The following is a 23,673-nucleotide window of genomic DNA, read 5'->3' as shown; positions in this document are numbered from 1 at the left end:
TCAAGCTTGACGACGCTCGGATACTCCTCCGACCGGAGCTCGCCGTGACCGCTGCCATCCGCCTGCTGACCCTTGATCCTGCCGATGCAGGGACGGTGACCTCGGCATCGCACCTGCTGGATCTCGCCCGCGGCAAGACCACCGACGACCGCCGCCGTCTCCTGCTCGGCATCGCTGCCCTCTGCGACGCCACACCGCCGGGAGCCGAGGCTTCGCCCCTGCTTGGCGATATCTTCATGATCATCGCACGCCAGGCCGAGCGCGATATCCGAAAGGCCCTGTCCGAAAGCCTGGCCTCGGCCGAGTGGGCACCGCCGGCCCTGATCGCCATGCTGGCCCTGGACGAAATCGAGATCGCACGGCCCGTCATCGCCGCCAGTCCTCTCCTGAAAGACCAGGACCTTCTGCGCGTCCTGCTCGAAGCGACCATCGAACATCAGATCGAGGTCGCCCGGCGCCCGCATATCAGCGGCACGGTCGCCGATGCCATCATCGACCGCGGCGACCCGGCCACCCTGACCGCGCTCGCCGGCAACCGCACCGCCCAGGTCAGCGAGGATGCCCTGGCGCGGCTGATCGAACACTCCAGCCGCATCGCCGCCCTGCGTGCGCCCCTGACCCGCCACCCGCACCTGAACGGCGCCCTGGCCGTGCAACTGTATCAGTGGGTCGGTCAGGCCCTGCGCGAGGCCATCAGCGAACGATTCCAGGTCGATGAGACCAGGCTGGCCAACGCCGTCGACACAGTCACCCGTCCGCCCCCGGCAGAGCCCCGGGGCATCGGGAACACCGTCGCCGCCATCGTCGACAAGGAAGAGATGGAACGCCGCCTGGTGGCCAAGCTGCAAAGCTCCGGGCAGCTGCGTGCCGGCTTCCTGATCCGTGCCGTCCGGGAAAAGCGCCTCAGCCTGTTCGAGCATGGCGTGACCGCACTGAGCGGCTTTCCTCTTCGCCAGGTCCGTGCCGCTCTCGCGCGTCCCAGCCCCGATGCCCTGTTCCTGATGTGCGCGGCTGTCGGTATCGACCGGGCGGTTTTCCCCGCCTTGCTGGAAGAAATCCGCGCGATGAGCGATGGACGGCCGGGCGACTTCGACACCGGTTATCCCGGCCGCACATCCCTGTCCCCCGCCGCCGCTGCGCGGGAGTTCCGCGCCCTGATGGGCCACGCCGGCGGCTGATGCTTCCAAACGCCGTTTGACTCCGACCGTCGCGTCGGCTTCTCGTATCGCGGTGAACGCTCCATCTTCCCCGCCGCGGCTGGCCTTCTGCGCCAGCGATCGACCCGAGGCGCTGGAAGCCCGCGATCGACTGTCCACCCTCTATGGGTCGACGCCCGAGGCCGAGGCGGATGTCATCGTGGCCCTGGGCGGCGACGGGTTCATGCTGGAGACGCTGCACGCCAACATGACGCGCCGGACGCCCGTCTATGGCATGAACCGCGGCTCGGTCGGCTTCCTGATGAACGACTACGAGGAAGACGCCCTGCTGGAGCGAATCTCCGCCGCCGGGCGCGCGGTCATCCATCCGCTCCAGATGGACGCCTGGACCGAAAGCGGCGCGGTCCACACCGGCCTGGCCATCAACGAGGTCTCCCTGCTGCGCCAGACCCGTCAATCGGCCAAACTCAGGATCAGGGTCGACGGCAAGGTGCGGCTGGAGGAACTGTCCTGCGATGGCTGCATGGTCGCCACGCCGGCCGGATCGACCGCCTACAACCTGTCCGCCCATGGTCCGATCATCCCGCTGGATGCCCGGATGCTGGCCCTGACGCCGATCAGTGCCTTCCGCCCCCGGCGATGGCGCGGGGCCCTGCTGCCGCATCGCGCCAGGGTCGAGTTCGAGGTGCTGGAGGCGGACAAGCGGCCGGTCAGCGCCGTCGCCGACAGTCTGGAAATCCGGCGCGTGGTGAAGGTTGCGATCAAGGAGCGGCGCGACGTCGCCCTGACCATGCTGTTCGATGCCGGCCGTTCGTTCGAGGAACGCGTCCTGGCCGAACAATTCACCGCCTGAAACGGGTCACGGGTTCTTAAGGGGGGTTGTGCATTCTGGTGCATCGACGTCCTCAGGAGTCCACGATGAGCAGTCCGGCTCAAGTTACCCGCCCACCCAACACGCTGCTCGCCAAGGTCGGCGGTGGCTTCAGCGGCGTCAACGCCGATGCAATCGCCAAGGCCGAAGAGGCCCTGAAGGCGATGTCGGGTCAGTTCGGGCAGTGGCTGCAGGACGAGATTTCCAAGCTGGACTCCGCCCAGGCCGCGATCCGCACCAGTGGTTACACCAGCAAGACGGCCGAAGACCTGTATTTCAGGGCGCACGACCTCAAGGGTCTGGGGGCCACCTATCAGTATCCGCTGGTCACGCGCCTGGCCGGATCGCTGTGCAAGCTGATGGACGATCCGATCCGGCGAATGGAAGCACCCATGGTGCTGATCGACGCCCACATCGACGCCATCCGCGCTGTTGTCCGTGATCAGATCCAGACCGACGACCACCCCACCGGCCGCGTTCTGTCCGAGACGCTCGAAGCCCAGGTTGCGGCACACCGCGCGGCGTAAACGCGATCCTTCTCCCGCCGGGAGACGTTTCAGGCCGCGTTCGCTGCCATCAGCCGCAGTGGCGTCTCCGCCGGCCGGTCCAGACGCTCCATCAGATAGGCCAGGTCGTCGCGCGACGCGTTCGGCCTCTGGGTCAGGAACCGTTCAAGCATCCGTTCGCGGAAGGCCTCGCCGGTCGTGTCGATGCCCTCGGCCGACAGCTGACGCCACGTATCGACCCCCGCCCGGAAGGCCATGAACAGACGCGGCGGCAGGCCGGCCCGGTCGTAGATGGCCTTCAGCCCCAGCGGACCCGCGTCGTGCACCATCAGCCAGGCGCGCTCGTGCGGGGTTGAAGCCAGTTCGGCCAGGCCGTGCTCGAACAGGGTCATCTGCCCGCGCGCCAGGGCCCGCAGCAGCAACGAGCCGGTCAGCGCACGCCGGGCATTCAACTGGCTGACGAAGGTGGCGACATCCGCTGTCGTTGCGGCCTGATCGACCAGGTCGACGGTCGCCCGTTCGCGCGCAAAGGTCGACAGGCGAATGGCGGTCTCGGGCGCCACTGCGTGGCGCATGACCAGATGATGGCGAACAGCCTCGCTGGCCAGGGCCACCAGCCGCTCCGTGATATCCAGCGGCAGGACCTGGCGATAGGCCAGGGCGGCCACCACCTCGGGGGCCGAACCGAACCGGTCGATGACCCGGCCCATGGCGCTTTCGGAGATGTCGGCATTGTCGTTCGATGCCAGGGTCCGCACCGCCTGTTCGCAGCCATCAGCGGCCAGGACATCGGCCACGTCACGCGACACGCGTGGCCGCGCCGCGACAGCCACCTGCCGCAGGGCCGATCCGGCTTTCACGATCTCGATCAGGTCGTCGTCGGTGAACACGGGAGAGGATCCGATGATCGCCAGGGCGATGGAATCCACGTCCGCCGCCAGCAGTCGCGCCACATCGTGGGGAACCAGGTCAGAGCTCTTCAGCGTCACCGCCAGGGCACGCCGCACCAGCTCGGCCGAATCATTGGCCATCACCCGGATAATCTTCTGTGCGGCTTCCCGATCCGCATCTTCGAGGTCGATCCGGTCGATGCTGCGACACAGCTTGTGTGCGGCCGAGGCGCGCTCGTCCTCGTCCGTCGCCTTGATCAGGCGGCGGATGTCGAACTCGGTCAGACGGGCACGGTAGGCGGTCATTGGGGCTCGGATCGTGAGTCGCGAAAGGCGATGTTTACCATGAACCGTGCTTGCTTAACGCGCGGTTTACCACCCGCTTCCGGAGGTCGATTCCGATCCCGATCCGAAGGCCTTGGTGAAGCTACCGGGCTTCTGGTCGCCCTCCTGTCCCAGCAGCAGCGCCAGCAGACCCTGATCCTGTTTCAGGCGGTCCAAGCGCGCGGCGATGGCCGTGTCCTTTTCGTCCAGCGCGGGAAGGCCGGGGCCGCCCGAGCCCAGGGCCGGTGCCCCCTCGCCCGCCGTCCGTTGCAGATTGGCGTGCACCTCGGCCACCGTCGCCGCTCTCCCGTCGCGATAGAAGATCGAGCGGTTCGCCGCCGCCGCCTGCGGGAACATGGCCGCCGCGCTGGCACCCGGCCGGGTCTGCATGGCCTCCATGATCTGGGCGGCCCCCGCCGGCCCCAGGAAGTGCGCCGCATACAGGTCGCCGGCCCCCGGCTCACGACCGGTCCGCCCGCGCAGATAGGCGGCATTCGACGCCGTAAGCTCGGCCGCCATGGTCGAGGCGGCCTGCGGGTCGAATCTCAGATCCAGCACCACATTGCGCGCCGACCCATCCACCCGCCAGCGTCCGTCCGAGCCCCGATGGATCAGGTCGGCATACTGGCCATATCCGTGCTGGGCCCCGTGCTGCTTGACGGTCGCCAGCCAGGTCTGCTCGATGAACTGGAACAGCCCCGCCGCCGATGAGGTCCGCGCTTGGGCCGACGGATTGAAGGCGCTCTCGCGGCGCGCCGTCTTCATCAGGAAGTCGAAGTCCACGCCGGTCGCGGTGGCGGCACGACGGATCGCCGCCTCCACCCCTCCCGATGCTGGAATCGCTCCGACGCTCATGCAGCAAGGCTCCGAGATCGTGGTTAATCGAGTGTTAATGTCCGTTAACGGCCCGGCGCGGCCCATGGGAAGCCTCCGCATCCACCTTATCAACGATCACAAAAACCGACGTTTCTTTCGCCCCAATCCCGCCATCAGTCGCGCGCGTCATTCCTCCGAGGGTTGCTGGGGAGCGGCTAACGAACCGAGGGAGTGACGGCCATGATGATGCAGACCGCAGGCGGACCCCGACTGGTCAGCCCGATCGATTTCGCCGAACGCAAAAGACCCCTGCCCCGATCCACCTGGATCGCCATCGGAGTGGTCGCCCTGGCCCATGTCGGGGTCGGTGCCGTGCTGTACTACCAGAGGGTGGAGACGGAGGTCGCCCCTGCGCCTCCGGCGCGGGTCATCGAGACCACAATGTTCCGCCCGAAACCCCGGCCGCCGGAGCCGGTCAGATCGACCACGCCGCCCGCGGCCAATCCCGATGTCAACCGTACGCCTCTGCCGGACCAGCCGGTCGAGACTCTCGATACGGTCACGTCCGACACCACCGTTGCCAATACGGGACCGGTCATCAACACGACCACACCGGTCGCCCCGACCGCGGCCCAGGGCACGGGCAGTGAACCCGCCGACACGACGCCGCCCGGCCCGCCGGTCATCACCTCACCCCGCTGGGTCAGTCAGCCGAACGCGGACCAGCTGGCTCGCGCCTATCCCGGCCGGGCGCTCTCGCAGTCAGTGTCGGGGTCGGCGCGGCTCACCTGCCTGGTCCAGGCCAATGGCTCGGTCACAGGCTGCAGCGTCGTGTCCGAGACGCCCGGCGGCTTTGGCTTCGGCCGCGCCGCCCTGGGGCTGACGCGCTATTTCCGCATGAGCCCGCGTACCGTGGATGGTCAGGCGGTGGACGGGGCCCGGGTCACGATCGGCCTGCGGTTCAATCTGCCGGAGGATTGAACCGGAGGGGATCAAGGGCGGCCGCGTGTCGATCGCGCGGCCGCCCTTCGATCCCGTCGGCTACGACCCGGGCCACCATCGGCCCCAGCAGCCATCCGTTCCGGCGCGGGGCCAGGGCCAGATGCAATCCGTCGCCGACGGGGCCGGCGATGGGCAGGCCGTCTGCGGACGCGCCCCTGACCCCCACACGCCACTGCACCGTCGGAACGACCCCATGCCCGGTGAGGAGCTGCGCCATGGCAAGCAGACGGTCTGTCGCCGCCGGATCGACGGTCAGATCCCGCGCGCCCTCGACCATGGTCGCGCCGATCAGGGTCCCATCCGCGACCGGGGCCACATAGCCCCCCGGCCCTCGCAGAACGCGATCGGTCAGGACGTCGGCCGTCCAGCCGATCTGCCCCTTGATCGGGCATACGGCGGCGATCAGCGAGGATGCCAGGTGAGGAAGGCCCGGCACGGCCGCCGCCACGCCGGTCGCCACGATCACCTGGGTCGTCCGAATCCCGGTGTCGCCTGCATTGATCCGCCAGCCCGGGCCATGGCGCGCAAGCCGATCGACGCCCGTCCCGATGCGCCGGGGCCCGAGGCGTTCGGACATAGCCTGCAATGAAGCGCCCGCCTCCAGCCGGATATCCTCCGGTGCCGCCACCCCTCCGGCCGTCAGTGTGGCTTCAAAACCAAGCGCCGCGAGCCGGGCTTGCATCATCCCGGCCTGCGGTCCGCGCCACTCCGCCGGTGTCCGATCGAGCGACAGGCCGAACCGCCCTGCAAAGGCCGGCCACAACGCGGCCGCATCCCGTAGAAAAGCTCCACGCTCCGCATCACCACCGTCCAGCACCGTCTCGAACGCCGGGGCGATCATCCCGGCGGCAATGGACGATGCATTGGCCCGGCCAGGGTCGATCACGCGCACATCCCGCCCGCGCGCCGTCAGCTCACTGGCAACGCAAAGCCCCAGCACGCCCGCGCCGACCACGACGATGTCACAGGAAATGTCCGCCACGGCCGGTCCTTCGACCTACCGTCCGGCCATTTCAAGTCGAGAGTGACCGGCGAGCTATTCCGCCGCCATTGCGGCCGCCTGATCGGCGATCCTGACGGCGGCCAGCCGCTCGGTCAGGGCCGCGTGCTGGTCCCACAGCGCCCGGGGCAGACGGTCGCCGAAACGGACATAGAACGGCGGGATCAGCCCGGCCTCCTCGGTCCAGACGTCCGCATCGACCTCCAGCAGGGTCGCCAGATCCGCCTCGCTCAGCGACAGGCCCTGGATGTCGAGCGCCCCCGGCGCAGGCACGCGGCCGACCGGGGTGTCCAGGGCCTCGGCCTCGCCGTCCAGTCGCCCGGCGATCCACTTCAGCACGCGGGCATTGTCGCCGAACCCCGGCCAGACGAACGCGCCGTCCTCGCCCTTCCGGAACCAGTTGACGAAATAGATGCCGGGCAGTTTCGCCTGATCGGCCCTGGCCCCCAGCGCCAGCCAGTGCGCGAAATAGTCGCCCATGTTGTAGCCACAGAACGGCAGCATCGCGAACGGGTCGCGGCGTAGGTCACCGATGGCGTTCTCGGCAGCGGCCGTGCCTTCCGATGCGACGGTCGAACCCAGGAACACCCCGTGCTCCCAGTCGAACGCCTCGGTCACCAGCGGCACGGCGGAGGCACGGCGCCCCCCGAACAGGATGGCGTCGATCGGCACGCCCTTGGGGTCTTCCCACTCCGGCGCGATGGTCGGGCACTGTGACGCAGGGGCGGCGAAGCGCGCATTGGGATGGGCCGCGGGCTCGCCCGAGGCCGGGTCGTGGGGCACACCCTTCCAGTTGGTCAGGCCCTCCGGGGCCGTCCGGGTCAGGCCTTCCCACCAGACGTCGCCGTCGACGGTCAGGGCCGTATTGGTGAAGACCGTATTGGTCGCCAGGGTCGCCAGGGCGTTCTGATTGGTGTTGCGGCTGGTCCCGGGCGCGACGCCGAAGAAGCCCGCTTCCGGATTCACTGCATACAGCCGCCCGTCGTCGCCGAAGCGCATCCAGGCGATGTCGTCGCCGATCGTCTCGGCGGTCCAGCCCGGCAGGGTCGGCTGGAGCATGGCCAGATTGGTCTTGCCGCAGGCACTCGGGAAGGCCGCTGCCATGTATTTGGACCGCCCCTTCGGATCGGTCAGCTTCAGGATCAGCATATGCTCGGCCAGCCAGCCCTCGTCGCGGGCCATGACCGAGGCGATGCGCAGGGCGTAGCATTTCTTGCCCAGCAGGGCGTTGCCGCCATAGCCGGAGCCGTAGGACCAGATCTCGCGCGTCTCGGGGAAATGGACGATCCACTTCTCGGCATTGCAGGGCCAGGCCACGTCCGCCTGGCCCTCGGCCAGGGGGGCACCCAGCGTATGCACGGCCGGCACGAACACGCCGTCGTCACCCAGCGCCTCCAGCGCCGCAGAGCCCATCCGCGTCATGATTCCCATGGACACGGCGACATAGCCGCTGTCGGTGATCTCGACGCCGAGGGCCGACAGCTCCGAGCCCAGCGGGCCCATGGAGAAGGGAACCACATACATGGTCCGGCCGGCCATGCAGCCGTCGAAAAGACCGTCCAGACGCGCCCGCATCCCGATCGGGTCGGCCCAGTTGTTGGTGGGTCCGGCGTCGATCTCCTCGGCCGAACAGATGAAGGTGCGGCTCTCGACCCGCGCGACGTCCCTGGGATCCGAGGCGGCGTAATAGCTGCCCGGGCGCTTGTCCTGATCCAGGGCCTTCAGCGTGCCCTTGTCGATCAGGTCGGCGATGATCGCAGCCTTTTCGGCCTCGGACCCATCGCACCAGTGCACCCGTGCGGGCCTTGTCAGCGCCGCGATCTGCTCCACCCAGGCGATCAAGCGGGCATGACGGGTCGGTCCGGGCGCAAGGCCCGGTATGGTCGGGATGGAAGCCAAGCGAACTCTCCTGAACGTGGGCCCGGCTGGTCTGACGCCGCCGTGAACCGCCTCTTTTGTAACAGTGCCTCACGACCTGTTACAGGCGCAATGCCACCCGGGATGCCGCGGCGTCAACCGCTGCAGGTTTTCACCCCGATCACGCCAGCGCCCGGTACCGGGAGGGTCGAATCCGGTCGCGCGACAGACAAAGCCCCTGTATCTGCAACGCTGTGCAGACGCTCGATCCCATCACACCGGCCGCTCCCGCCGGGGCCATGGCCTCTCCCGCCGTGACCCGGAACACCGACCCGATCCTGGCGGTGCTGAAGACCCATCTGCCCGCCCGGGGTCGGGTGCTGGAGGTCGCCTCCGGCTCTGGCGAGCACGCCGTCGCTTTCGCCCGGGCCCTGCCCCTGACCACCTGGACGCCCAGCGATCCGTCGCCCGAGGCACGCGCCAGCATCGCCGCCTGGGCTGCGGAGGCGGCCCTGTCCAATCTGAACCCTGTGCTCGATCTCGACGCCGGCCGCCCCGACACCTGGCCGCCGGTCGATGTCCAGGCCATCGTCTGCATCAACATGATCCACATCAGCCCGTGGTCGGCGACCGAAGGCCTGATTGCGGGAGCCGCCCGCGTCCTGCCCGACCCCGGCGGGCTGCTGGTCCTGTATGGTCCCTTCCGCGAGGCCGACGTCCCGCTGGCCCCGTCCAACGAAGCCTTCGACGCCAGCCTGAAGTCCCGCGACCCCGCCTGGGGCCTGCGCGAGGTCGAGGCCGTCGTGACCCTTGCCAGATCCCACGGCCTGCACCTGACCCGCCGCGCCGAAATGCCCGCCAACAATCTGATGCTGCTGTTTCGCCGCGTCGGCTGACCCCTGGAGCTTGCCATGAAGACCCTCGCCTCCCTGCTCGCCCTCGGCCTGGCCCTCTCGGCCACGGCGCCCGCTGCCACGGCCCGGACCGCACAGGTTCAGACCGCGCCGGCCCAGACCGCACCGGCAACGCCTCCCGCCCCCTCGCCGCCCTATGGCACGCCGATCTCGCTGGACGCCGCCCAGGCCCTGATCGACCGCGCGGTCGCAGCAGCCGCGCGCGGCAATTTTCGCATGGCCGTGGCCATTGTGGAACCGAGCGGCGAACTGGTCGCCTTCGCCCGCATGGACGACACCCAGTACGGCTCCATCCTGGTCGCCCAGCGAAAGGCCCGCACCGCCGCCCGCTATCGACTGGCCACATCGGTGATGGAGGAGCGCACCCTGGCGGGCCGGATCGTCAGCCTCGCCAACGACGACGCCCTGCCCATCGCGGGCGGCATCCCCATCGTCGTCGACGGGCGTATCGTCGGGGCCATCGGCGTATCGGGTGCCACGGCCGCCCAGGATGCCGAGGTCGCCACGGCCGCCCTGACCGCAGACTGAGCTTGGCCTTCTCCCGCCTCTATGATGGTCCGGAGCCCAGCCGCATCAACAAATGGCTGGGCCAGACCGGCGTCTGCTCGCGGCGCGAGGCCGACGCCCTGATCGCCGACGGCCTGGTCTCGATCGACGGAGAGGTCGTCACCGATGCGGGCCGCAAGATCGAGCCGGGCCAGACCCTGACCCTGTCCGACCGCGCCGAAACCGCCCTCGCCGCCGGGATCACGGTGGTGATGAACAAGCCGGTCGGCTATGTCTCCGGCCAGCCCGAGCCGGACAAGATTCCCGCTGTCCGCCTGCTCACCGCTGCCAATCTGATCGGCCCCGGCGCCGTGCCGGCCGCGGACGCCTCCCTGCCCCCCATCGGCCGTCTGGACGAGGATTCACGCGGCCTTTTGATGCTGTCTTCGGACGGCGTCGTGGCCAAGGCGGTGATCGGGCCGGAGTCCAGACTCGACAAAGAATATCTGGTCCGCGTCGCCGGGGATGTGACGGAGAAGAAGCTGGCCCTGCTGCGCCACGGCATCATGCTGGACGGCCGCCAGCTGAAATACGCCAGGGTCAGCCGGATGGAACAGCAGCGCCTCCGCTTCGTCCTGACCGAGGGTCGCAACCGCCAGATCCGGCGCATGTGCGAACATGCGGATCTGGAGGTCACCGACCTGCTGCGTGTCCGCATCGGCCCCATCCGTCTGGACGGGCTGGACGAAGGTCGATGGCGCCTCCTGACCCCCGAAGAACGCACCGCCCTGCTGGCCTGAACCGCTCCGCTTGCACTTAACTGATGAGTTAACTATCGTGGTTGGGCCGCAAGGAGAGGACCCCGCCCATGCCCGCCGACCGGAGGATCGTCCCCTGCCTGTGGTTCGACACCGAGGCCGAAGAAGCGGTGAATTTCTACGTCTCCGTCCTCCCCGACAGCCGGATCGAAAAGGTCGTGCATGCGCCCGCCGACTATCCGGGAGGCAAGAAGGACAGCGTCCTGATGGTCGAGTTCACCATGGCCGGTGCCCCCTATACCGCCCTGAACGGTGGTCCCTATTTCACCTTCACCGAGGCCATCTCGCTTCAGATCGAAACGGCGGATCAGGCCGAAACCGACCGCCTGTATGACGCCCTGTCCGCAGTGCCCGACGCCGAACAGTGCGGCTGGGTCAAGGATCGCTACGGCCTGAGCTGGCAGATCATCCCGGCAGGCTTCACCGCGCTGATGAGCGACCCCGACCCGGCGGTCACGGCGCGCGCCTTTGCGGCCATGATGGAGATGAAGCGGCTGGACGTGGACGCGCTTCGCGCCGCGGCGCGGGCCTGAAGGAGGCCCATGCAGGGGGGCCATCTTCGGCCGCGGCGTCACGGACCCAAACCCCTTCCCGCGGCCCTAGCGCCTCGCGCGCGGCCGATCGTCCTGGATCGACGAGCCCGCGATCAGGCTGACCAGACCCGTGATGATGGCCGCGCCCACACCGGCCCACAGGCCGTCCACGCTGAATCCGCCAAGGAAGGACGCGACCAGTCCGATCGTCGTGGCGTTCACGACCAGCAGGAACAGACCGAACGTCACCACGGTCAGCGGAAAGGTGATCAACACCAGGATCGGTCGCACGATCGCATTGACGATCCCCAGCAGCACCGCCGCCGCGATCAGCGACCCGGTCGAGCTGAAATCCACGCCCGGCACAACATAGGCCGACAGCCAGAGCCCCAGCGCCGTCACCAACGCCTGCAGGATGAATCTCAACATTGTTGCGTCCCGGATTTCGCCATGAAGGTGCGACGATATCATTCTGCTCAGGCCGCGTCGCAACCGTGTTCGCTAACGGAACAGTAGCCGGTCACATGCGCTATCACCGCAGCCTCCCCGGCGCTTCAGACACAAGGACTTTCATCATGACCGAACAACGCATCGAAGGTGCCGCCAACGGCATCAGTGGCAAGCTCAAGAACGGCCTGGGCAATCTGACCGGCGATACCAGGCTGCAGGTCGAGGGCAAGTTCGAGGAAGTGAAGGGCAAGGCGCTCGACGCCTATGGCCGCGCCATCGACAAGCTGGAGACCCTGTCGGAACGCGCCCCGGCCGACCTGCGGGACCCGATCAACACGGGCCTGGATTTCGCGCGCCGCAAGCCGCTGCTGACCACGGGCATCATCGCCGGCCTGGCCTTCCTCCTCGCCGGCTCGGGCCGCCGACGCTACTAGAGCGTCGTCGGCTTAGTTGGAATCGAAGGATTCCCCTTTTGGTCGGATCGTGATTCAAGGTTGGGGCTGGATGGGAGGCCAGCTCCGATGCCTCGTCCCTGTTCGATGGATTTGAGAGAGCGGCTGGTGGCTGCCGTTGAGGCGGGCGAGAGCCGGCGATCTGCGGCGCGTCGGTTCGGTGTCAGCGCCTCTGCGGCGGTGAAATGGATGGCGCGGGCACGGTCCGAGGGTCGTCCCTTGCCTCGCCAGATGGGCGGCTATCGCCGCTCGGTGCTGGACCGCGAGCGGGACTGGCTTCTGGCCCGGTTGGCCGAAAAGCCGGACCTGACGATCCGGGCGCTGGTGGTTGAACTGTCGGATCGTGGCGTGAGGGCGGGCGACTGGTCGGTCTGGGCCTTCCTCAAGCGCGAGGGGCTCAGCTTCAAAAAAAACCCTGCACGCCGCCGAACAGGACCGTCCGGACGTGGCCCGAAAGCGGGCGCGGTGGAAGCGTCATCAACACCGGATTGACCCGCGTCGCCTGGTCTTCATCGACGAGACCTGGGCCAAGACCAACATGACCCGCACCCACGGCCGAGCCCGGCGTGGCGAGCGACTGGTGGCCCGGGTTCCGCATGGCCACTGGACCACACTGACCTTCATCGCCGCCCTGCGTCACGATCGGATCGAGGCCCCTATGGTGCTGGACGGCCCGATCAACGGCGATGCGTTCCGAGCCTGGGTCGAGCAGTTCCTGATCCCCACGCTCAGCCCCGGCGACGTCGTCGTGCTCGACAACCTCGGCAGTCACAAGGGCAAGGCCGTCAGGCAGGCCCTCCGAAAAGCCGGGGCCCACCTGATCTTCCTGCCGCCCTACAGCCCCGACCTCAATCCCATCGAACAGGTCTTTTCAAAGCTGAAGACCCTTCTGAAAAAGGCCGACGAGCGCACAGTCGAAGCCACATGGCGACGCATCGGCAGCCTCCTCGACCGCTTCAGCCCATCAGAATGCGCCAACTACCTTAAGCACGCCGGATATGCGTCCAACTAAACCGAACGCGCTCTAGGGAGCAGCATCCAGACGAACGAAAGGCCCGGGAGTGATCCCGGGCCTTTTTGCTGTCTTGATCCTCCCCCGTCGGGGGAGGACTACACCGCCACCCCGTCCACCGTTTCCTTGACCGGCGCGCCGGCGGTGGGGGTGATGTCGAAAGCGATCTTGCCGTCGACCAGGGCGACCTTGACGTGGCCGCCGCGCGTCAGACGTCCGAACAGGATGTCGTCGGCCAGGGGCTTCTTGATGTTTTCCTGGATGACCCGGCCCAGGGGCCGCGCGCCATACAGTTCGTCGAAGCCGTTCTTGGCCAGCCAGTCGGCCGCGTCGTCGGTCAGTTCGATGGTGATGTTGCGGTCCGCCAGCTGGGCTTCCAGCTGCAGCACGAACTTGGTCACCACCTGGCGGATCGTCTCGGCCGCCAGGGGCTTGAACGACACCACGGCATCCAGACGGTTCCGGAACTCGGGCGCGAACAGGCGCTGGATGGCCTTTTCGTCCTCGCCCTCGACCTTGCCACGGCCGAAGCCGATGGAGGCACGGGCGTTGTCGGCCGCGCCCGCATTCGTGGTCATGATCAGCACGACGTTGCGGAAGTCGACCTTCTTGCCGATGGCGTCGGTCAGCATCCCGTTGTCCATGACCTGGAGCAGGATGTTGTAGACGTCCGGGTGGGCCTTTTCGATCTCGTCCAGCAGGACCACGGCGTGCGGATGCTGGTCGACGGCGTCGGTCAGGAGTCCGCCCTGGTCGTGCCCGACATAGCCCGGAGGGGCCCCGATCAGGCGGCTGACCGTGTGCCGCTCCATGTATTCGCTCATGTCGAAGCGCAACATCTCGATGCCCAGGGTTGCCGCAAGCTGCTTGGCCACCTCGGTCTTGCCCACGCCGGTCGGGCCCGCGAACAGGAAGGACCCGATCGGCTTCTGCGGATCGCGCAGGCCTGCCCGCGCCAGCTTCATGGCCGAGGCCACCTGTTCGATCGCCGCGTCCTGACCGAAGACGGCCCGGTTCAGGTCGGTCTGAAGTTCGCGCAGCCCCTCGGTGTCGGACTTGGACACCGACTTCGGCGGAATGCGCGCCATCTTGGCGATGACGGCCTCGACCTCCTTCTGGCCAATGACCTTCTTGCGCTTCGATTCGGGCAGCAGCATCTGCGACGCCCCCGCCTCGTCGATCACGTCGATCGCCTTGTCCGGCAGTTTGCGGTCGGTCATGTACCGCGCCGACAGCTCGACGGCCGAACGGATCGCCGCGTCGGTGTAGCGCAGCTTGTGGTGGCCCTCGTAGGCCGTCTTCAGGCCTTTGAGGATCTTCACCGTGTCCTCGACCGTCGGCTCGTTGACGTCGATCTTCTGGAAGCGCCGGACCAGGGCACGGTCCTTCTCGAAATGCTGACGGTACTCCTTGTAGGTCGTCGAGCCCATGCAGCGCAGGGTGCCGGACGCCAGGGCGGGCTTCAGCAGGTTGGACGCATCCATCGCCCCGCCCGATGTCGCGCCCGCGCCGATCACCGTGTGGATCTCGTCGATGAACAGGATGGCGTTCTCGTGGTTCTCCAGCTCCTTGACGACCTGCTTCAGCCGCTCCTCGAAGTCACCGCGATAGCGGGTCCCGGCCAGCAGCGCCCCCATGTCGAGGCTGTAGATGGTCGCGCCTTCCAGCACGGCCGGGACCTCGTGATTGACGATCTTCCGGGCCAGGCCTTCGGCGATGGCGGTCTTGCCGACGCCGGGCTCGCCGACCAGCAGCGGGTTGTTCTTGGTCCGGCGGCACAGAATCTGGATCGAGCGATCCACCTCGGCCTGGCGGCCGATCAGGGGGTCGATCTTGCCGTTGCGCGACTTCTCGTTGAGGTCGACGCAATAGGCTTCCAGCGCTTCCCCGCCCTGTTTGACGGCCGCGGCATCCTCGGCCTCCTCGGGCGACTGGCCGCCAGCCACCTTGGGCGGACGCGGTTCGCCGACACCGGCCTTCTTGGGAATGCCGTGGGCGATGAAATTGACCGCGTCATAGCGGGTCATGTCCTGCTCCTGCAGGAAATAGGCGGCGTGGCTTTCGCGCTCGCTGAAGATGGCGACCAGCACATTGGCCCCGGACACCTCCTCGCGGCCTGAGGACTGGACGTGGATCACCGCGCGCTGGATCACGCGCTGGAAACCGGCGGTCGGCTTGGCGTCCTCGCCATCACTGGTGGCGAGCGCCGCCAGGTCCGTGTCGACATAGAGGGTCAGCGCCGTCTTCAGCGCGGACAGATCGACGTTGCAGGCCTTCATCACGGCACCGGCGTCGGCGTCATCGACCAGGGCCAGCAGCAGGTGTTCGAGCGTCGCATATTCGTGGCGGCGTTCGTTGGCATAGGAGACCGCGCGATGCAGGGTCTCTTCGAGAGGACGCGAAAACGAGGGCATGGGGAGATCCTCTCAGTCTTTTTCCATAGTGCACTGTAGCGGGTGCTGGTGACGGCGCGCCGTCTCGACCACCTGGGCGACCTTGGTTTCGGCCACCTCATAGGTGAAGACGCCGCAGACCCCGACGCCATGCTGATGCACATGCAGCATGATGCGGGTCGCGTCCTCGCGGCTCTTCTGGAAGAACCGCTCCAGCACATAGACGACGAATTCCATCGGCGTGTAGTCGTCGTTCAGGATCAGCACCCGGTACAGCGAGGGCTTCTGAAGCTTGGGCTTTGTCTCGGTGATCGTGGCGGCACCCTGGCCACCTCCGCTTTCTTCACCTGGCCTTCTTGTCGGCATCTACGTTCCGGTTGGGGAGTTCGAGAGTTCAGATAGGTAATGATGGCCTGATTTGAAGGGACGTCCAGTCACAGGTTGATGTGACGCATGCGAAAAGGGCCCCGGCGTTTCCGCCGGGGCCCTCTCGTTACGCTAATTCCGGCCTGGGCCGCGTCGCAGCGAAAAGGCGGAGCCTTTTGCCCGCGGCCTCCAGGAATGCCCTTATCGGGCGGCCTGGAAGGTCTCGACGGTCGCGGTGACGCGCTCGTTGATCGGCTTGAAGCTTTCCTTGACCGATCCGGTCAGGGTCTCGGTCATCTTGGTGACTTCCGAGAGATAGGTTTCCATGGCCGACTTGGCATAGTTGGTCTGCAGCTCGATCAGCTCCTGGACCGAACGGGCCTTGGCGATCGTCTGGGCGGCGGCGACGCCGTTTTCCCAGCTGGACTTGCTGTAGGACAGGGCCTGGGCCGACAGGGCCTCGACGCCCTTCTGGGCGGCCGTGGCCGAGGCGGTCAGGGCTTCCAGGTTCTGCTTCGAGTGGGCCGACAGTTCGGCCATCGAGGCCGAGGTCTTGTCAAGCGTCTCGCGCAGAGCTTGCGTGCCCGTGGCCTGGATCTTCTCGGCCTGGGCCTTGAACTGCTCGCCCTGGGCCTTGGCGGTCGTGGTGGCGGTTTCGACGGTCTTCTTGATGGTTTCGGCGCTGTCAGCCATGTGAAGTCTCCTGAACCTGATGGTCGCGGTCTGACCCGCGGAATGTTGCTCGACCCAGGCGATTCTGGTTCGATGACGCCCATATGGTGCAAGTGCGAAGACGGGTCAAGACGTATTGTGCAATGCAACATATTTGCGAAAATCCGCGCTCGCCTGTCAGGATTCGCCCGTTCAAATCTGCGTTGATCTCTGCTTAACCACCCTGAAACCTGCGGCTCCCATGCTAAAGGCCACTTGCGACGCGCCGGGGGGCCGCCGCCGCGCCACAAAGGATGAGGCTTCGATTGGCGATGATGCGTGACCGTTCGGGCTTCCCGCGCCGCCTTCTGGCCCTTGGCCTGACCCTGCTGGTGCTGGTCGGCCTGTCGGGTCCGCTGACGACCACGCGGGTCGAGGCACAATCGGGCGAGAACAGCCGGTATGCCGCCATCGTCGTAGATGCCGGCACGGGCGAGGTCCTGTTTGCCCGTCACGCCGACAGCCCCCGCTATCCGGCGTCCGTCACCAAGATGATGACCCTGTATCTGGTGTTCGAGGCCCTGGAGAAAGGCACCGTCCATCTGGACGACGTCATCACCGTCTCTCCCCTCGCCGCCTCGCAGCCCCCGTCGAAACTGGGGCTGGCCGCAGGCCAGACGATCCGTCTGGACGACGCCATGCGTGCCACGACCGTCCGGTCGGCCAATGACATGGCCATGGTGCTGGCCGAGCACGTCGGCGGCTCCCAGGCCCGCTTCGCCGCCATGGCCACGCTGAAGGCCGAAGAGCTTGGCATGGGCCAGACCCGCTACGTCAATCCGAACGGCCTGCCCGACAGCCGCCAGCTGACCTCGGCGCGCGACCTGGCCATCCTGGCCCGCGCCATCATGCGCGACTATCCCCAGTACTACAGCTATTTCGGCATCCACGACTGGACCTATCAGGGCCGCGAATATCGCAACACCAACGGCCTGCTGCTCAGCGGCAACGGCTATGACGGCATCAAGACCGGCTTCACCAATGCGTCCGGCTACAACCTGGCGGCCTCGGCCGTGCGTGGCGGCAAGCGGGTCATCACGATCGTGCTGGGCGGCCGCTCCAGCATCACCCGCAATGCCCATGTCGCCGCCCTGATGGACACCGGCTTCGAGGTCGAGACCCGTCGTGCCGCCGGCGAGCGGATCCAGGTGGCCCAAACCTTCTTCGAGCAGCGCGGCTTCGGCATCGGCCAGCCCGACAGTGGCGCTCCCGTCACCTATGCCGCCCTGAACGGCCAGCCGGCCCCGACGGAACAGGGCAGTACGTCTTCGACCCCGACGACGCCCCCGGGCAATGGCCCCGGTGTCGTGCCCTACCAGACCGCCCTGACACGGACGCCCGAACCCCGGCCGACCGTGCCGACCCAGCCTGCCCCGGTCCAGCGGGCCCAGACCTCACCGCCCCGCGGCAACCTGACGGCCAGCCTGAACAGCGGCGTCACGCCCGCCGCGACGGGGGCCCCGGCCCGGCCCGGCACCGCCGTCGCCAATCCGCCGCGCCCGACCGCACCCACGACGGCCGCCGGCCGGTGGGCCGTTCAGGTCGGAGCCTTCCGCGACGCCACCGTGGCCCGCAACTGGCTGACAGAGGTCAACCGCCGCTTCCGCACCCAGTTCGCCACGGCCGAGCGCACCGTCGTCGACGCCGCCGGCTGGCACCGCTCGCGCTTCGTCGGCATGACTCAGGCGTCGGCCGAAAGCGCGTGCGAAGCCCTGGCCGCCCGCAACGTCACCTGCATGGTGGTGCGCCCGGGGGCGTAACCCCCCGCTACGGACCGGACGACACACCCCCATGCGACACCCGCGGCCCGACAGTCTTGAAGCCGCCCTCGCGCGCGTCTTCGAGGACCAGAACACAAAGGCCAGCTGGTTCGCCCTGACCGGGGGCGAACTGCTGTTCTCGGCGGGCGAGGCTCCCGACAGCCTCTACCTCGTCCGGTCCGGTCGCCTCGGCGTGTTCCGGCAGGAAGAGGATCAGGCCCCCCGGTTCCTGGGTGTCATCAAGCCGGGCGAACCGGTGGGCGAGATGGCCCTGATCGCCGGAACACCCCACACATCCAGCGTCGTGGCCCTGCGCGATTCCGAAATCCTCGCCCTGCCGGCCGAGACCTTCTTCGAGGCCGTGCGCACCCGGCCCGAGGTCATGCTCGAGCTGTCACGCCTGATGCTGCACCGCGCCCGCGAACGCGCACCCGGGGTCACCGAGCCCAGCGTCTTCGGCTTCATCTCGGTCCGCAACCGGCCCATCCGCGCCTTCGTCGAGCGCGTGGCGGCGGCGGTCGAGGCCCTGGGCTTCACCTGTCAGGTCATCGACCATTCGGCCCTGTCCTCGGCGTCGGAATGGTTCTCGCGCATGGAGGACACGCACGACTTCGTCCTTTACGTCGCCGAGCTCGACGAGCCGTCCTGGGCCAATCTGTGCGCCCGCCAGGTCGACCGGCTGTTCGTCGTCGGCGATGCCCTGACCGCGCCACCCAGGTCCGTTCCCAGCCGCACGGCGCACGGCCTTCAGCAGTTCACTGACCTGATCCTGCTGCGCGACCCCCGCATGTCCCGTCCCGCCAACACATCGGTGTGGCTGAACGCCATCAACCCCGGCCGCTGGTTCCATGCCATGGAAGCGGACCCCGGCGACGCCGCACGGCTCGCCCGCATCGTCACCGGCACCGCGACCGGCCTGGTCCTGTCCGGGGGTGGGGCGCGCGCCTATGCTCACATCGGTGCCGTCCGTGCCCTGCGAGAAGCGGGCGTGACCTTCGATTTCCTCGGCGGGTCGTCCATGGGGGCGGTGATCGCCGCGGGACCGGCCCTGAACTGGTCGGACGACGAGCTGGACGCCCGCATCCGCCGCGCCTTCGTCCGGTCCGATCCCCTGTCCGACCTGGCGTTTCCGATGATCGCCATGACCCGGGCGGGCAAGGTCGCGCGGCTGCTGGAAGAGGCCTATGGCGACATCGACATCGCCGACATGCCCCTGCCCTTCTTTGCAGTCTCATCCAACCTGACCTCGGGGCGGATCGAGGTGCACCGTCGCGGCCTTCTGCGCCGCGCGATGCGGGCATCCATCTCCATCCCCGGCGTCATGCCGCCCGTCGTGATGGACGGTCAGGTGCTGGTGGACGGCGCCGTGATCAAGAACTTCCCCACCGATGTGATGCGCCAGTTCAACGCCGGTCCGATCATCGGCGTGGACATGTCGCAGATGCGTGGCGTCGATCCGGGTGCTCTGGAAAATCCGCCGTCCTGGTGGCGCTGGATCGCCTCGGGCGCATGGAAGAAGGGCCCGCCGATCGTCTCCATCCTGATGCGGTCAGCGACCATCACCACCGATGCCGAAATGGCCACGTCGCGCGCAGAATCCGATCTCCTGATCCTGCCTGAGCCGGAGGGATCCGACATTCGCGACTGGAAGATCTACGATCCCGTGGTCGCGTCCGGCCATGCCGCGGCCGTGGCCGCCCTTGCGGATCTCGACGGCCCGATCGCAACGGTCCGCAAGCGCCCGCCGGCAGCGCTGGTCCCTCCGGCGCACGATGCGGAAGGGCCCACCATTCCCCTGACGCCAGCCTAGACCCGAATCGGCCGCGGTGGACGCGCGGCCGGGGTCCACCTCAAACGATCGGACTCTAGCCGCCGGTGGCGTTCGCGTCGGTCCAGGCGACGATCCGGGCGTTCAGGTCCCGCGTGGCGACGTCATAGGCGTCCACGATCGTCGCGATCCGGTTCCCGGTTGCTGTCTGGCGGACCTCGAAGCTCTGCTCTGCCTCGACCGTGCGATCCGGGAATCGCAGCAGGCGCGCGTGGGCGCTCAGAACGACCGTCGGCACACCGCCCACCTCGTCATACCGCGTCTCGAAACTGCGCACGTCGATGTCCAGCACCCGCGTGGCCGGCGTCAGCTCGCGGCGGCCGATCAGGCGCACGGACCGGGCCTGTCCGGCGAATGCGCTTTCCAGGCTGTCGGCATAGAGCTGCGCGGCCGGCGACACCCAGCGTGCACCCTTGATGTAGGCTGCCTGGGTGCCGGTCACGCCCAGCAGCCGGTCGCCCTGGGACTCCTGGGGGAACTCCACCGCCCGCAGCTTGACCTGCACCGGATCGGCGACCGCCCGGGTCGCGACCGCTTCCGGGCTGCCGAACCGATAGAGCTGCACCGGATCGGGCGAGGACAGCAGGGCACAGCCCGACAGGGCGACGGCAAGGCCTGCGGCGGCAAGAAGCGAACGGATCAAGGCTGGACCTCCAGTTCCCGGGACGGCGGCCGTCCGATGAAATCTCGCGGGCTGGCCCGCACCTCGTCGACCAGTCCCTGAAGCGAATCCGTCGCTTCCTGCAGCCCCTCAATCGCCTCCAGGAGTTGCGGAATGCCGCTGGTGCTCAGCTCGCCGACAGGGCCTTCCAATCCGGTGGCCGTGCGGTTGATACTGGCGATGGCGGTGCGCGCATCGCCGGCGGCGGCATTGATGCTGGCGATGGCTTCCGCCCCGTCGCCATTGACCAGACGCCGCGCATCGGCCCCCAGGGCCTGGTATTCGCCGACGGCAGCATTGGCCTTGGCCAGCGCCTCCTCCAGCTCCCTGAACATCCCCTTGCGCGCTTCAAGCTCGTTGGACAGCGATTCCACATTTCTCAGACTGGTCGAGAAGCTGCGAATGTTGTCGTCGGACAGCACGCGGTTCACGCGGTTCAGGGCATCCACCGCCTGGGCAAGCACAGTGCCCGATCCGCTCAACAATTCGGCGAAGGGCGAGGCCTGGCTCTGGATCACGGGCACGACGTCCTTGGCGTACTGGGTCTTCAGCAAAGGGCTGCCCTCGGTTCCCGCCGTGATCTGGATGAAGTTCAGACCCGTGATGCCCTGTGGCTCCAGCTGGGCGCGGCTGGTGACCCGCACCGGCGTCGTGGCGTCGAGGCGCACGCGGGCGATGACCTGATCGCCCCGGTTCGGGTCCAGGTTCAGATCGGTGACCTCGCCCACGCGGATACCGTTGAAATGCACCTCGCCGCCCTCCGACACGCCGTTCACCGGTCCGGTGAAGACGATGTCGTACAGATCATAGCTGTCGTTGAACTGAAGCCGGGCCAGCCAGATGGCGAACACGGCCAGCGCCGCCAGAAGGGCGACTGTGGCGATGCCGACGGCGGCGTAATGAGCGTCTCGTTCCATGTCGGTCCTCTAGGCGGCCCTGGTGGCCGCGCGACCGCGCGGTCCCAGGAAGTATTCCTTGATCCACGGGTGGTCGGATTTCTCCAGCTCCTGCACCGTGGCCTTCTCGATCACCCGCTTGTCGGCCAGCACCGCAACCTTGTCGCAGATGGCATAAAGGCTATCGAGGTCGTGTGTGATCATGAAGACGGTCAGGTCCAGATCGTCCGACAGCTTGCGGATCAGCTCGTCGAACGCCGCCGCCCCGATAGGGTCCAGCCCCGCCGTCGGCTCGTCCAGGAACAGCAGTTCCGGATCCAGCGACAGGGCCCGCGCCAGACCGACGCGCTTGCGCATCCCGCCCGAAAGCTCCGAAGGCTTCTGGTGGTGGCTCTCGGGCTTCAGGCCGACCATCGCGATCTTCATCTCCGCCAGTTCGCGGATCGTGTCCCTGGGCAGGTTGGTATGCTCGACCATCGGGGATGCGACGTTGTCCAGCACGCTCAGCGAACTGAACAGCGCGCCCTGCTGGAACAGGACGCCCGTCCGGCGTTCGATATCGGCGCTGTCGGCCTCCGAGAGGTCGCCCGTGTCGTGGCCAAAGATCCTGACCGTCCCGCCGTCGGGCTCCTTCAGCCCGATGATCGTGTTCAGCAGCACCGTCTTGCCGGTGCCCGAGCCACCGACGACGCCCAGCACCTCGCCCCGGACGACGTCCAGGTCGAGGTTGTCATGGATCACCTGTTCGCCGAATTGACTGCGCAGACCCCGCACCTCGATCAGAACCTCGGGCTCTTTCGCCGCGTCGTTGGCGGGCATGCTGGGGGAGACGTCGGTCATAGGTCCAGCTGCAGATAGATCAGGGCGAAGACGGCATCGAGGAAGATAATCGCGAAGATCGCCTGCACCACGGCCGCGGTCACCCGCCGACCCAGACTCTCGACATCGCCTGACACCGCCAGACCCTGACGGCACCCGATGGCGGCGATGACGATGGCGAAGACGGGGGCCTTGGACAGGCCCACCATCATGTGGGTGAACATCTCGGGCGTATCGACCATGCGCTGCAGGAAGAAGGCCGGACCCAGGCTCAGCTGGCTCCAGGTCACGATCAGCCCGCCGAACAGACCCGCCACCATTCCCACGAAGGTCAGCAACGGCACCATGATCAGCATCGCCGCCAGACGCGGGATCACCAGCGCCTGGAACGGGTCGACGCCCATGACCTGCATGGCGTCCACCTCCTGATTCATGCGCATCGAACCGACCTCGGCCGCGAACGACGAGGCCGAGCGCCCGGCCAGCAGAATGGCCGTGATCAGCACCGCCAGCTCGCGCAGGATCGAGACACCGATCAGATCGACAGCGAACACGCCCGCCCCGAACTGGGTCAGCAGATCGGCCCCCAGAAAGGCGATGACGGCCCCGATGAAGAAGTTGGTCACGGCGATGATCGGCAGGGCATCGAGGCCCGACCGCTCGGCCTGGCTGACCCAGGCCGGCCAGCGGATCGCGCCGGGGTGACGCAACGCATTCCCTGTCGCCGCCATCAGCCGGCCCAGAAAGGCCATCGACAGCAGGAACTCGGCCGCTGCGTCGTGCACACCGTGGCCCATACGGGCGAAGATGCGGGTCAGCGAGGCCTGACGCCTCGGTGCGGGCTGCGACTTGCGCTCCAGCGTCTCGACCATCGCATAGATGCGCCCGGCCTCCGGACGCGCGCTCCAGGCTTCCTTCGGCAGGGTCAGGTCCGACGCCTGAACCAGGGCCAGGGCGCCGGCCGTATCGAACCGGCCCAGATCACTGAGATCCACGGATTTGATGGCCTGGCCCGAAACGCGGTCCGCCAGCCGACGCCCCGTGCGGCCCAGCGACATGGTCGTCCAGTCGCCGGTCAGCTTGAGGACGGAGCCTCCGCCGCTTGCCTGCTCGATCTGGAAATCAGCCATGCTCATGCGCACTGCATAGCG

At 67.6% G+C, this 23,673-nt stretch carries 24 protein-coding genes; 12 read left to right on the top strand and 12 right to left on the bottom strand.

All coding sequences use genetic code 11. The annotated features are described in order from the left end of the window. Positions 1-44 precede the first annotated feature (44 nt). From O3139_RS06780 to O3139_RS06770, 3 genes are all read left to right on the top strand, one after another. Positions 45-1,178 (top strand): DUF2336 domain-containing protein, encoded by a 1,134-nt coding sequence (locus O3139_RS06780; protein ID WP_269516246.1) that lies wholly within the window; start codon positions 45-47, stop codon positions 1,176-1,178. Between the two features lie 52 nt (positions 1,179-1,230). Continuing rightward, positions 1,231-2,010, top strand: coding sequence for an NAD kinase (locus O3139_RS06775; RefSeq protein WP_269516245.1), 780 nt, complete (start codon positions 1,231-1,233; stop codon positions 2,008-2,010). Between the two features lie 65 nt (positions 2,011-2,075). Further along, positions 2,076-2,555 (top strand): Hpt domain-containing protein, encoded by a 480-nt coding sequence (locus O3139_RS06770; protein WP_269516244.1) that lies wholly within the window; start codon positions 2,076-2,078, stop codon positions 2,553-2,555. Between the two features lie 29 nt (positions 2,556-2,584). Here the strand turns inward: O3139_RS06770 and O3139_RS06765 are convergent, their stop codons facing one another. Beyond that, complete coding sequence (locus tag O3139_RS06765; protein ID WP_269516243.1) at positions 2,585-3,730, bottom strand: DUF2336 domain-containing protein; 1,146 nt, start codon at positions 3,728-3,730, stop codon at positions 2,585-2,587. A 66-nt stretch (positions 3,731-3,796) separates the two neighbouring features. Beyond that, positions 3,797-4,603 carry a transglycosylase SLT domain-containing protein gene (locus O3139_RS06760; RefSeq protein ID WP_269516242.1) on the bottom strand — a complete coding sequence of 269 codons (807 nt, stop codon included), beginning with the start codon at positions 4,601-4,603 and terminating at the stop codon, positions 3,797-3,799. Between the two features lie 201 nt (positions 4,604-4,804). On the opposite strand from O3139_RS06760, the gene O3139_RS06755 reads away from it, so the two are divergent. Beyond that, positions 4,805-5,545, top strand: coding sequence for a TonB family protein (locus tag O3139_RS06755; protein WP_269516241.1), 741 nt, complete (start codon positions 4,805-4,807; stop codon positions 5,543-5,545). Here the strand turns inward: O3139_RS06755 and O3139_RS06750 are convergent. Further along, positions 5,526-6,548, bottom strand: coding sequence for an NAD(P)/FAD-dependent oxidoreductase (locus O3139_RS06750; RefSeq protein ID WP_269516240.1), 1,023 nt, complete (start codon positions 6,546-6,548; stop codon positions 5,526-5,528). The genes O3139_RS06755 and O3139_RS06750 overlap by 20 nt on opposite strands. Positions 6,549-6,602: 54 nt before the next feature. Further along, positions 6,603-8,465, bottom strand: a complete 1,863-nt coding sequence (locus O3139_RS06745; protein WP_269516239.1) for a phosphoenolpyruvate carboxykinase (GTP) — start codon at positions 8,463-8,465, stop codon at positions 6,603-6,605. Positions 8,466-8,722: 257 nt separating this feature from the next. On the opposite strand from O3139_RS06745, the gene O3139_RS06740 reads away from it, so the two are divergent. From O3139_RS06740 to O3139_RS06725, 4 genes are all read left to right on the top strand, one after another. Then, positions 8,723-9,319: a DUF938 domain-containing protein gene (locus O3139_RS06740; protein WP_269516238.1), complete on the top strand. Its 597-nt coding sequence runs from the start codon at positions 8,723-8,725 to the stop codon at positions 9,317-9,319. Positions 9,320-9,334: 15 nt separating this feature from the next. Continuing rightward, positions 9,335-9,865, top strand: coding sequence for a GlcG/HbpS family heme-binding protein (locus O3139_RS06735; RefSeq protein WP_269516237.1), 531 nt, complete (start codon positions 9,335-9,337; stop codon positions 9,863-9,865). 2 nt (positions 9,866-9,867) lie between these two features. Next, the gene (locus O3139_RS06730; RefSeq protein WP_269516236.1) at positions 9,868-10,623 is read left to right on the top strand and encodes a pseudouridine synthase; all 756 of its coding nucleotides are present in this window, start codon (positions 9,868-9,870) and stop codon (positions 10,621-10,623) included. A 68-nt stretch (positions 10,624-10,691) separates the two neighbouring features. Then, positions 10,692-11,174, top strand: coding sequence for a VOC family protein (locus O3139_RS06725; protein WP_269516235.1), 483 nt, complete (start codon positions 10,692-10,694; stop codon positions 11,172-11,174). 66 nt (positions 11,175-11,240) lie between these two features. Here O3139_RS06725 and O3139_RS06720 read toward each other — a convergent pair whose 3' ends face one another. Then, positions 11,241-11,603: a phage holin family protein gene (locus O3139_RS06720; RefSeq protein WP_269516234.1), complete on the bottom strand. Its 363-nt coding sequence runs from the start codon at positions 11,601-11,603 to the stop codon at positions 11,241-11,243. A gap of 146 nt (positions 11,604-11,749) precedes the next feature. On the opposite strand from O3139_RS06720, the gene O3139_RS06715 reads away from it, so the two are divergent. Further along, a complete protein-coding gene (locus tag O3139_RS06715) occupies positions 11,750-12,058 on the top strand; it encodes a CsbD family protein (protein WP_269516233.1) in 309 nt (102 codons plus the stop codon). 87 nt (positions 12,059-12,145) lie between these two features. After that, positions 12,146-13,088 (top strand): IS630 family transposase gene (locus O3139_RS06710; protein WP_420022311.1). Its coding sequence is split into 2 segments (ribosomal slippage): positions 12,146-12,481 and positions 12,483-13,088, totalling 942 coding nucleotides; the frame shifts between segments, so codons are not numbered across the junction. 98 nt (positions 13,089-13,186) lie between these two features. Here the strand turns inward: O3139_RS06710 and clpA are convergent. From clpA to O3139_RS06695, 3 genes are all read right to left on the bottom strand, one after another. Further along, on the bottom strand, positions 13,187-15,502 hold the full coding sequence (gene clpA, locus O3139_RS06705; RefSeq protein ID WP_269516232.1) for an ATP-dependent Clp protease ATP-binding subunit ClpA: 2,316 nt from the start codon (positions 15,500-15,502) through the stop codon (positions 13,187-13,189). A 12-nt stretch (positions 15,503-15,514) separates the two neighbouring features. Beyond that, positions 15,515-15,847 (bottom strand): ATP-dependent Clp protease adapter ClpS, encoded by a 333-nt coding sequence (gene clpS, locus O3139_RS06700; protein WP_269516231.1) that lies wholly within the window; start codon positions 15,845-15,847, stop codon positions 15,515-15,517. 201 nt (positions 15,848-16,048) lie between these two features. After that, on the bottom strand, positions 16,049-16,540 hold the full coding sequence (locus O3139_RS06695; RefSeq protein WP_269516229.1) for a phasin family protein: 492 nt from the start codon (positions 16,538-16,540) through the stop codon (positions 16,049-16,051). Between the two features lie 293 nt (positions 16,541-16,833). Here O3139_RS06695 and O3139_RS06690 point away from each other — a divergent pair, with 293 nt between their 5' ends. Next, positions 16,834-18,318 (top strand): serine hydrolase, encoded by a 1,485-nt coding sequence (locus tag O3139_RS06690; protein ID WP_269516228.1) that lies wholly within the window; start codon positions 16,834-16,836, stop codon positions 18,316-18,318. A 31-nt stretch (positions 18,319-18,349) separates the two neighbouring features. Further along, positions 18,350-20,128, top strand: a complete 1,779-nt coding sequence (locus tag O3139_RS06685; protein ID WP_269516227.1) for a patatin-like phospholipase family protein — start codon at positions 18,350-18,352, stop codon at positions 20,126-20,128. A 55-nt stretch (positions 20,129-20,183) separates the two neighbouring features. Here O3139_RS06685 and O3139_RS06680 read toward each other — a convergent pair whose 3' ends face one another. The 4 genes from O3139_RS06680 to O3139_RS06665 are packed head-to-tail and all read right to left on the bottom strand — an operon-like array spanning position 20,184 to position 23,658. Next, entirely contained in the window at positions 20,184-20,789 is a 606-nt protein-coding gene (locus O3139_RS06680) for an ABC-type transport auxiliary lipoprotein family protein (RefSeq protein ID WP_269516226.1), read from the bottom strand. After that, positions 20,786-21,724: an MlaD family protein gene (locus tag O3139_RS06675; RefSeq protein WP_269516224.1), complete on the bottom strand. Its 939-nt coding sequence runs from the start codon at positions 21,722-21,724 to the stop codon at positions 20,786-20,788. The genes O3139_RS06680 and O3139_RS06675 overlap by 4 nt, the downstream gene beginning before the upstream one ends. A 9-nt stretch (positions 21,725-21,733) precedes the next feature. Then, positions 21,734-22,543 carry an ABC transporter ATP-binding protein gene (locus O3139_RS06670; protein ID WP_269516222.1) on the bottom strand — a complete coding sequence of 270 codons (810 nt, stop codon included), beginning with the start codon at positions 22,541-22,543 and terminating at the stop codon, positions 21,734-21,736. After that, entirely contained in the window at positions 22,540-23,658 is a 1,119-nt protein-coding gene (locus tag O3139_RS06665; RefSeq protein ID WP_269516431.1) for an ABC transporter permease, read from the bottom strand. The genes O3139_RS06670 and O3139_RS06665 overlap by 4 nt, the downstream gene beginning before the upstream one ends. Positions 23,659-23,673: the final 15 nt, after the last annotated feature.

Origin of the sequence: Brevundimonas subvibrioides, assembly GCF_027271155.1 — a bacterium.
Taxonomy (GTDB): domain Bacteria; phylum Pseudomonadota; class Alphaproteobacteria; order Caulobacterales; family Caulobacteraceae; genus Brevundimonas; species Brevundimonas subvibrioides_D.
The sequence above is the reverse complement of the archived record's forward strand: the minus strand, read 5'-3'. Positions and strand labels throughout refer to the sequence as shown.

Excerpts from the sequence above, each read along its gene's own strand:
- O3139_RS06770 (WP_269516244.1), top strand. The coding sequence starts at position 2,076 with ATGAGCAGTCCGGCTCAAGTTACCCGCCCACCCAACACGCTGCTCGCC.
- O3139_RS06765 (WP_269516243.1), bottom strand. The coding sequence starts at position 3,730 with ATGACCGCCTACCGTGCCCGTCTGACCGAGTTCGACATCCGCCGCCTG.
- O3139_RS06760 (WP_269516242.1), bottom strand. The coding sequence starts at position 4,603 with ATGAGCGTCGGAGCGATTCCAGCATCGGGAGGGGTGGAGGCGGCGATC.
- O3139_RS06755 (WP_269516241.1), top strand. The coding sequence starts at position 4,805 with ATGATGATGCAGACCGCAGGCGGACCCCGACTGGTCAGCCCGATCGAT.
- O3139_RS06740 (WP_269516238.1), top strand. The coding sequence starts at position 8,723 with ATGGCCTCTCCCGCCGTGACCCGGAACACCGACCCGATCCTGGCGGTG.
- O3139_RS06735 (WP_269516237.1), top strand. The coding sequence starts at position 9,335 with ATGAAGACCCTCGCCTCCCTGCTCGCCCTCGGCCTGGCCCTCTCGGCC.
- O3139_RS06725 (WP_269516235.1), top strand. The coding sequence starts at position 10,692 with ATGCCCGCCGACCGGAGGATCGTCCCCTGCCTGTGGTTCGACACCGAG.
- O3139_RS06720 (WP_269516234.1), bottom strand. The coding sequence starts at position 11,603 with ATGTTGAGATTCATCCTGCAGGCGTTGGTGACGGCGCTGGGGCTCTGG.
- O3139_RS06715 (WP_269516233.1), top strand. The coding sequence starts at position 11,750 with ATGACCGAACAACGCATCGAAGGTGCCGCCAACGGCATCAGTGGCAAG.
- clpA (WP_269516232.1), bottom strand. The coding sequence starts at position 15,502 with ATGCCCTCGTTTTCGCGTCCTCTCGAAGAGACCCTGCATCGCGCGGTC.
- clpS (WP_269516231.1), bottom strand. The coding sequence starts at position 15,847 with ATGCCGACAAGAAGGCCAGGTGAAGAAAGCGGAGGTGGCCAGGGTGCC.
- O3139_RS06695 (WP_269516229.1), bottom strand. The coding sequence starts at position 16,540 with ATGGCTGACAGCGCCGAAACCATCAAGAAGACCGTCGAAACCGCCACC.
- O3139_RS06690 (WP_269516228.1), top strand. The coding sequence starts at position 16,834 with ATGCGTGACCGTTCGGGCTTCCCGCGCCGCCTTCTGGCCCTTGGCCTG.
- O3139_RS06685 (WP_269516227.1), top strand. The coding sequence starts at position 18,350 with ATGCGACACCCGCGGCCCGACAGTCTTGAAGCCGCCCTCGCGCGCGTC.
- O3139_RS06675 (WP_269516224.1), bottom strand. The coding sequence starts at position 21,724 with ATGGAACGAGACGCTCATTACGCCGCCGTCGGCATCGCCACAGTCGCC.
- O3139_RS06670 (WP_269516222.1), bottom strand. The coding sequence starts at position 22,543 with ATGACCGACGTCTCCCCCAGCATGCCCGCCAACGACGCGGCGAAAGAG.
- O3139_RS06665 (WP_269516431.1), bottom strand. The coding sequence starts at position 23,658 with ATGAGCATGGCTGATTTCCAGATCGAGCAGGCAAGCGGCGGAGGCTCC.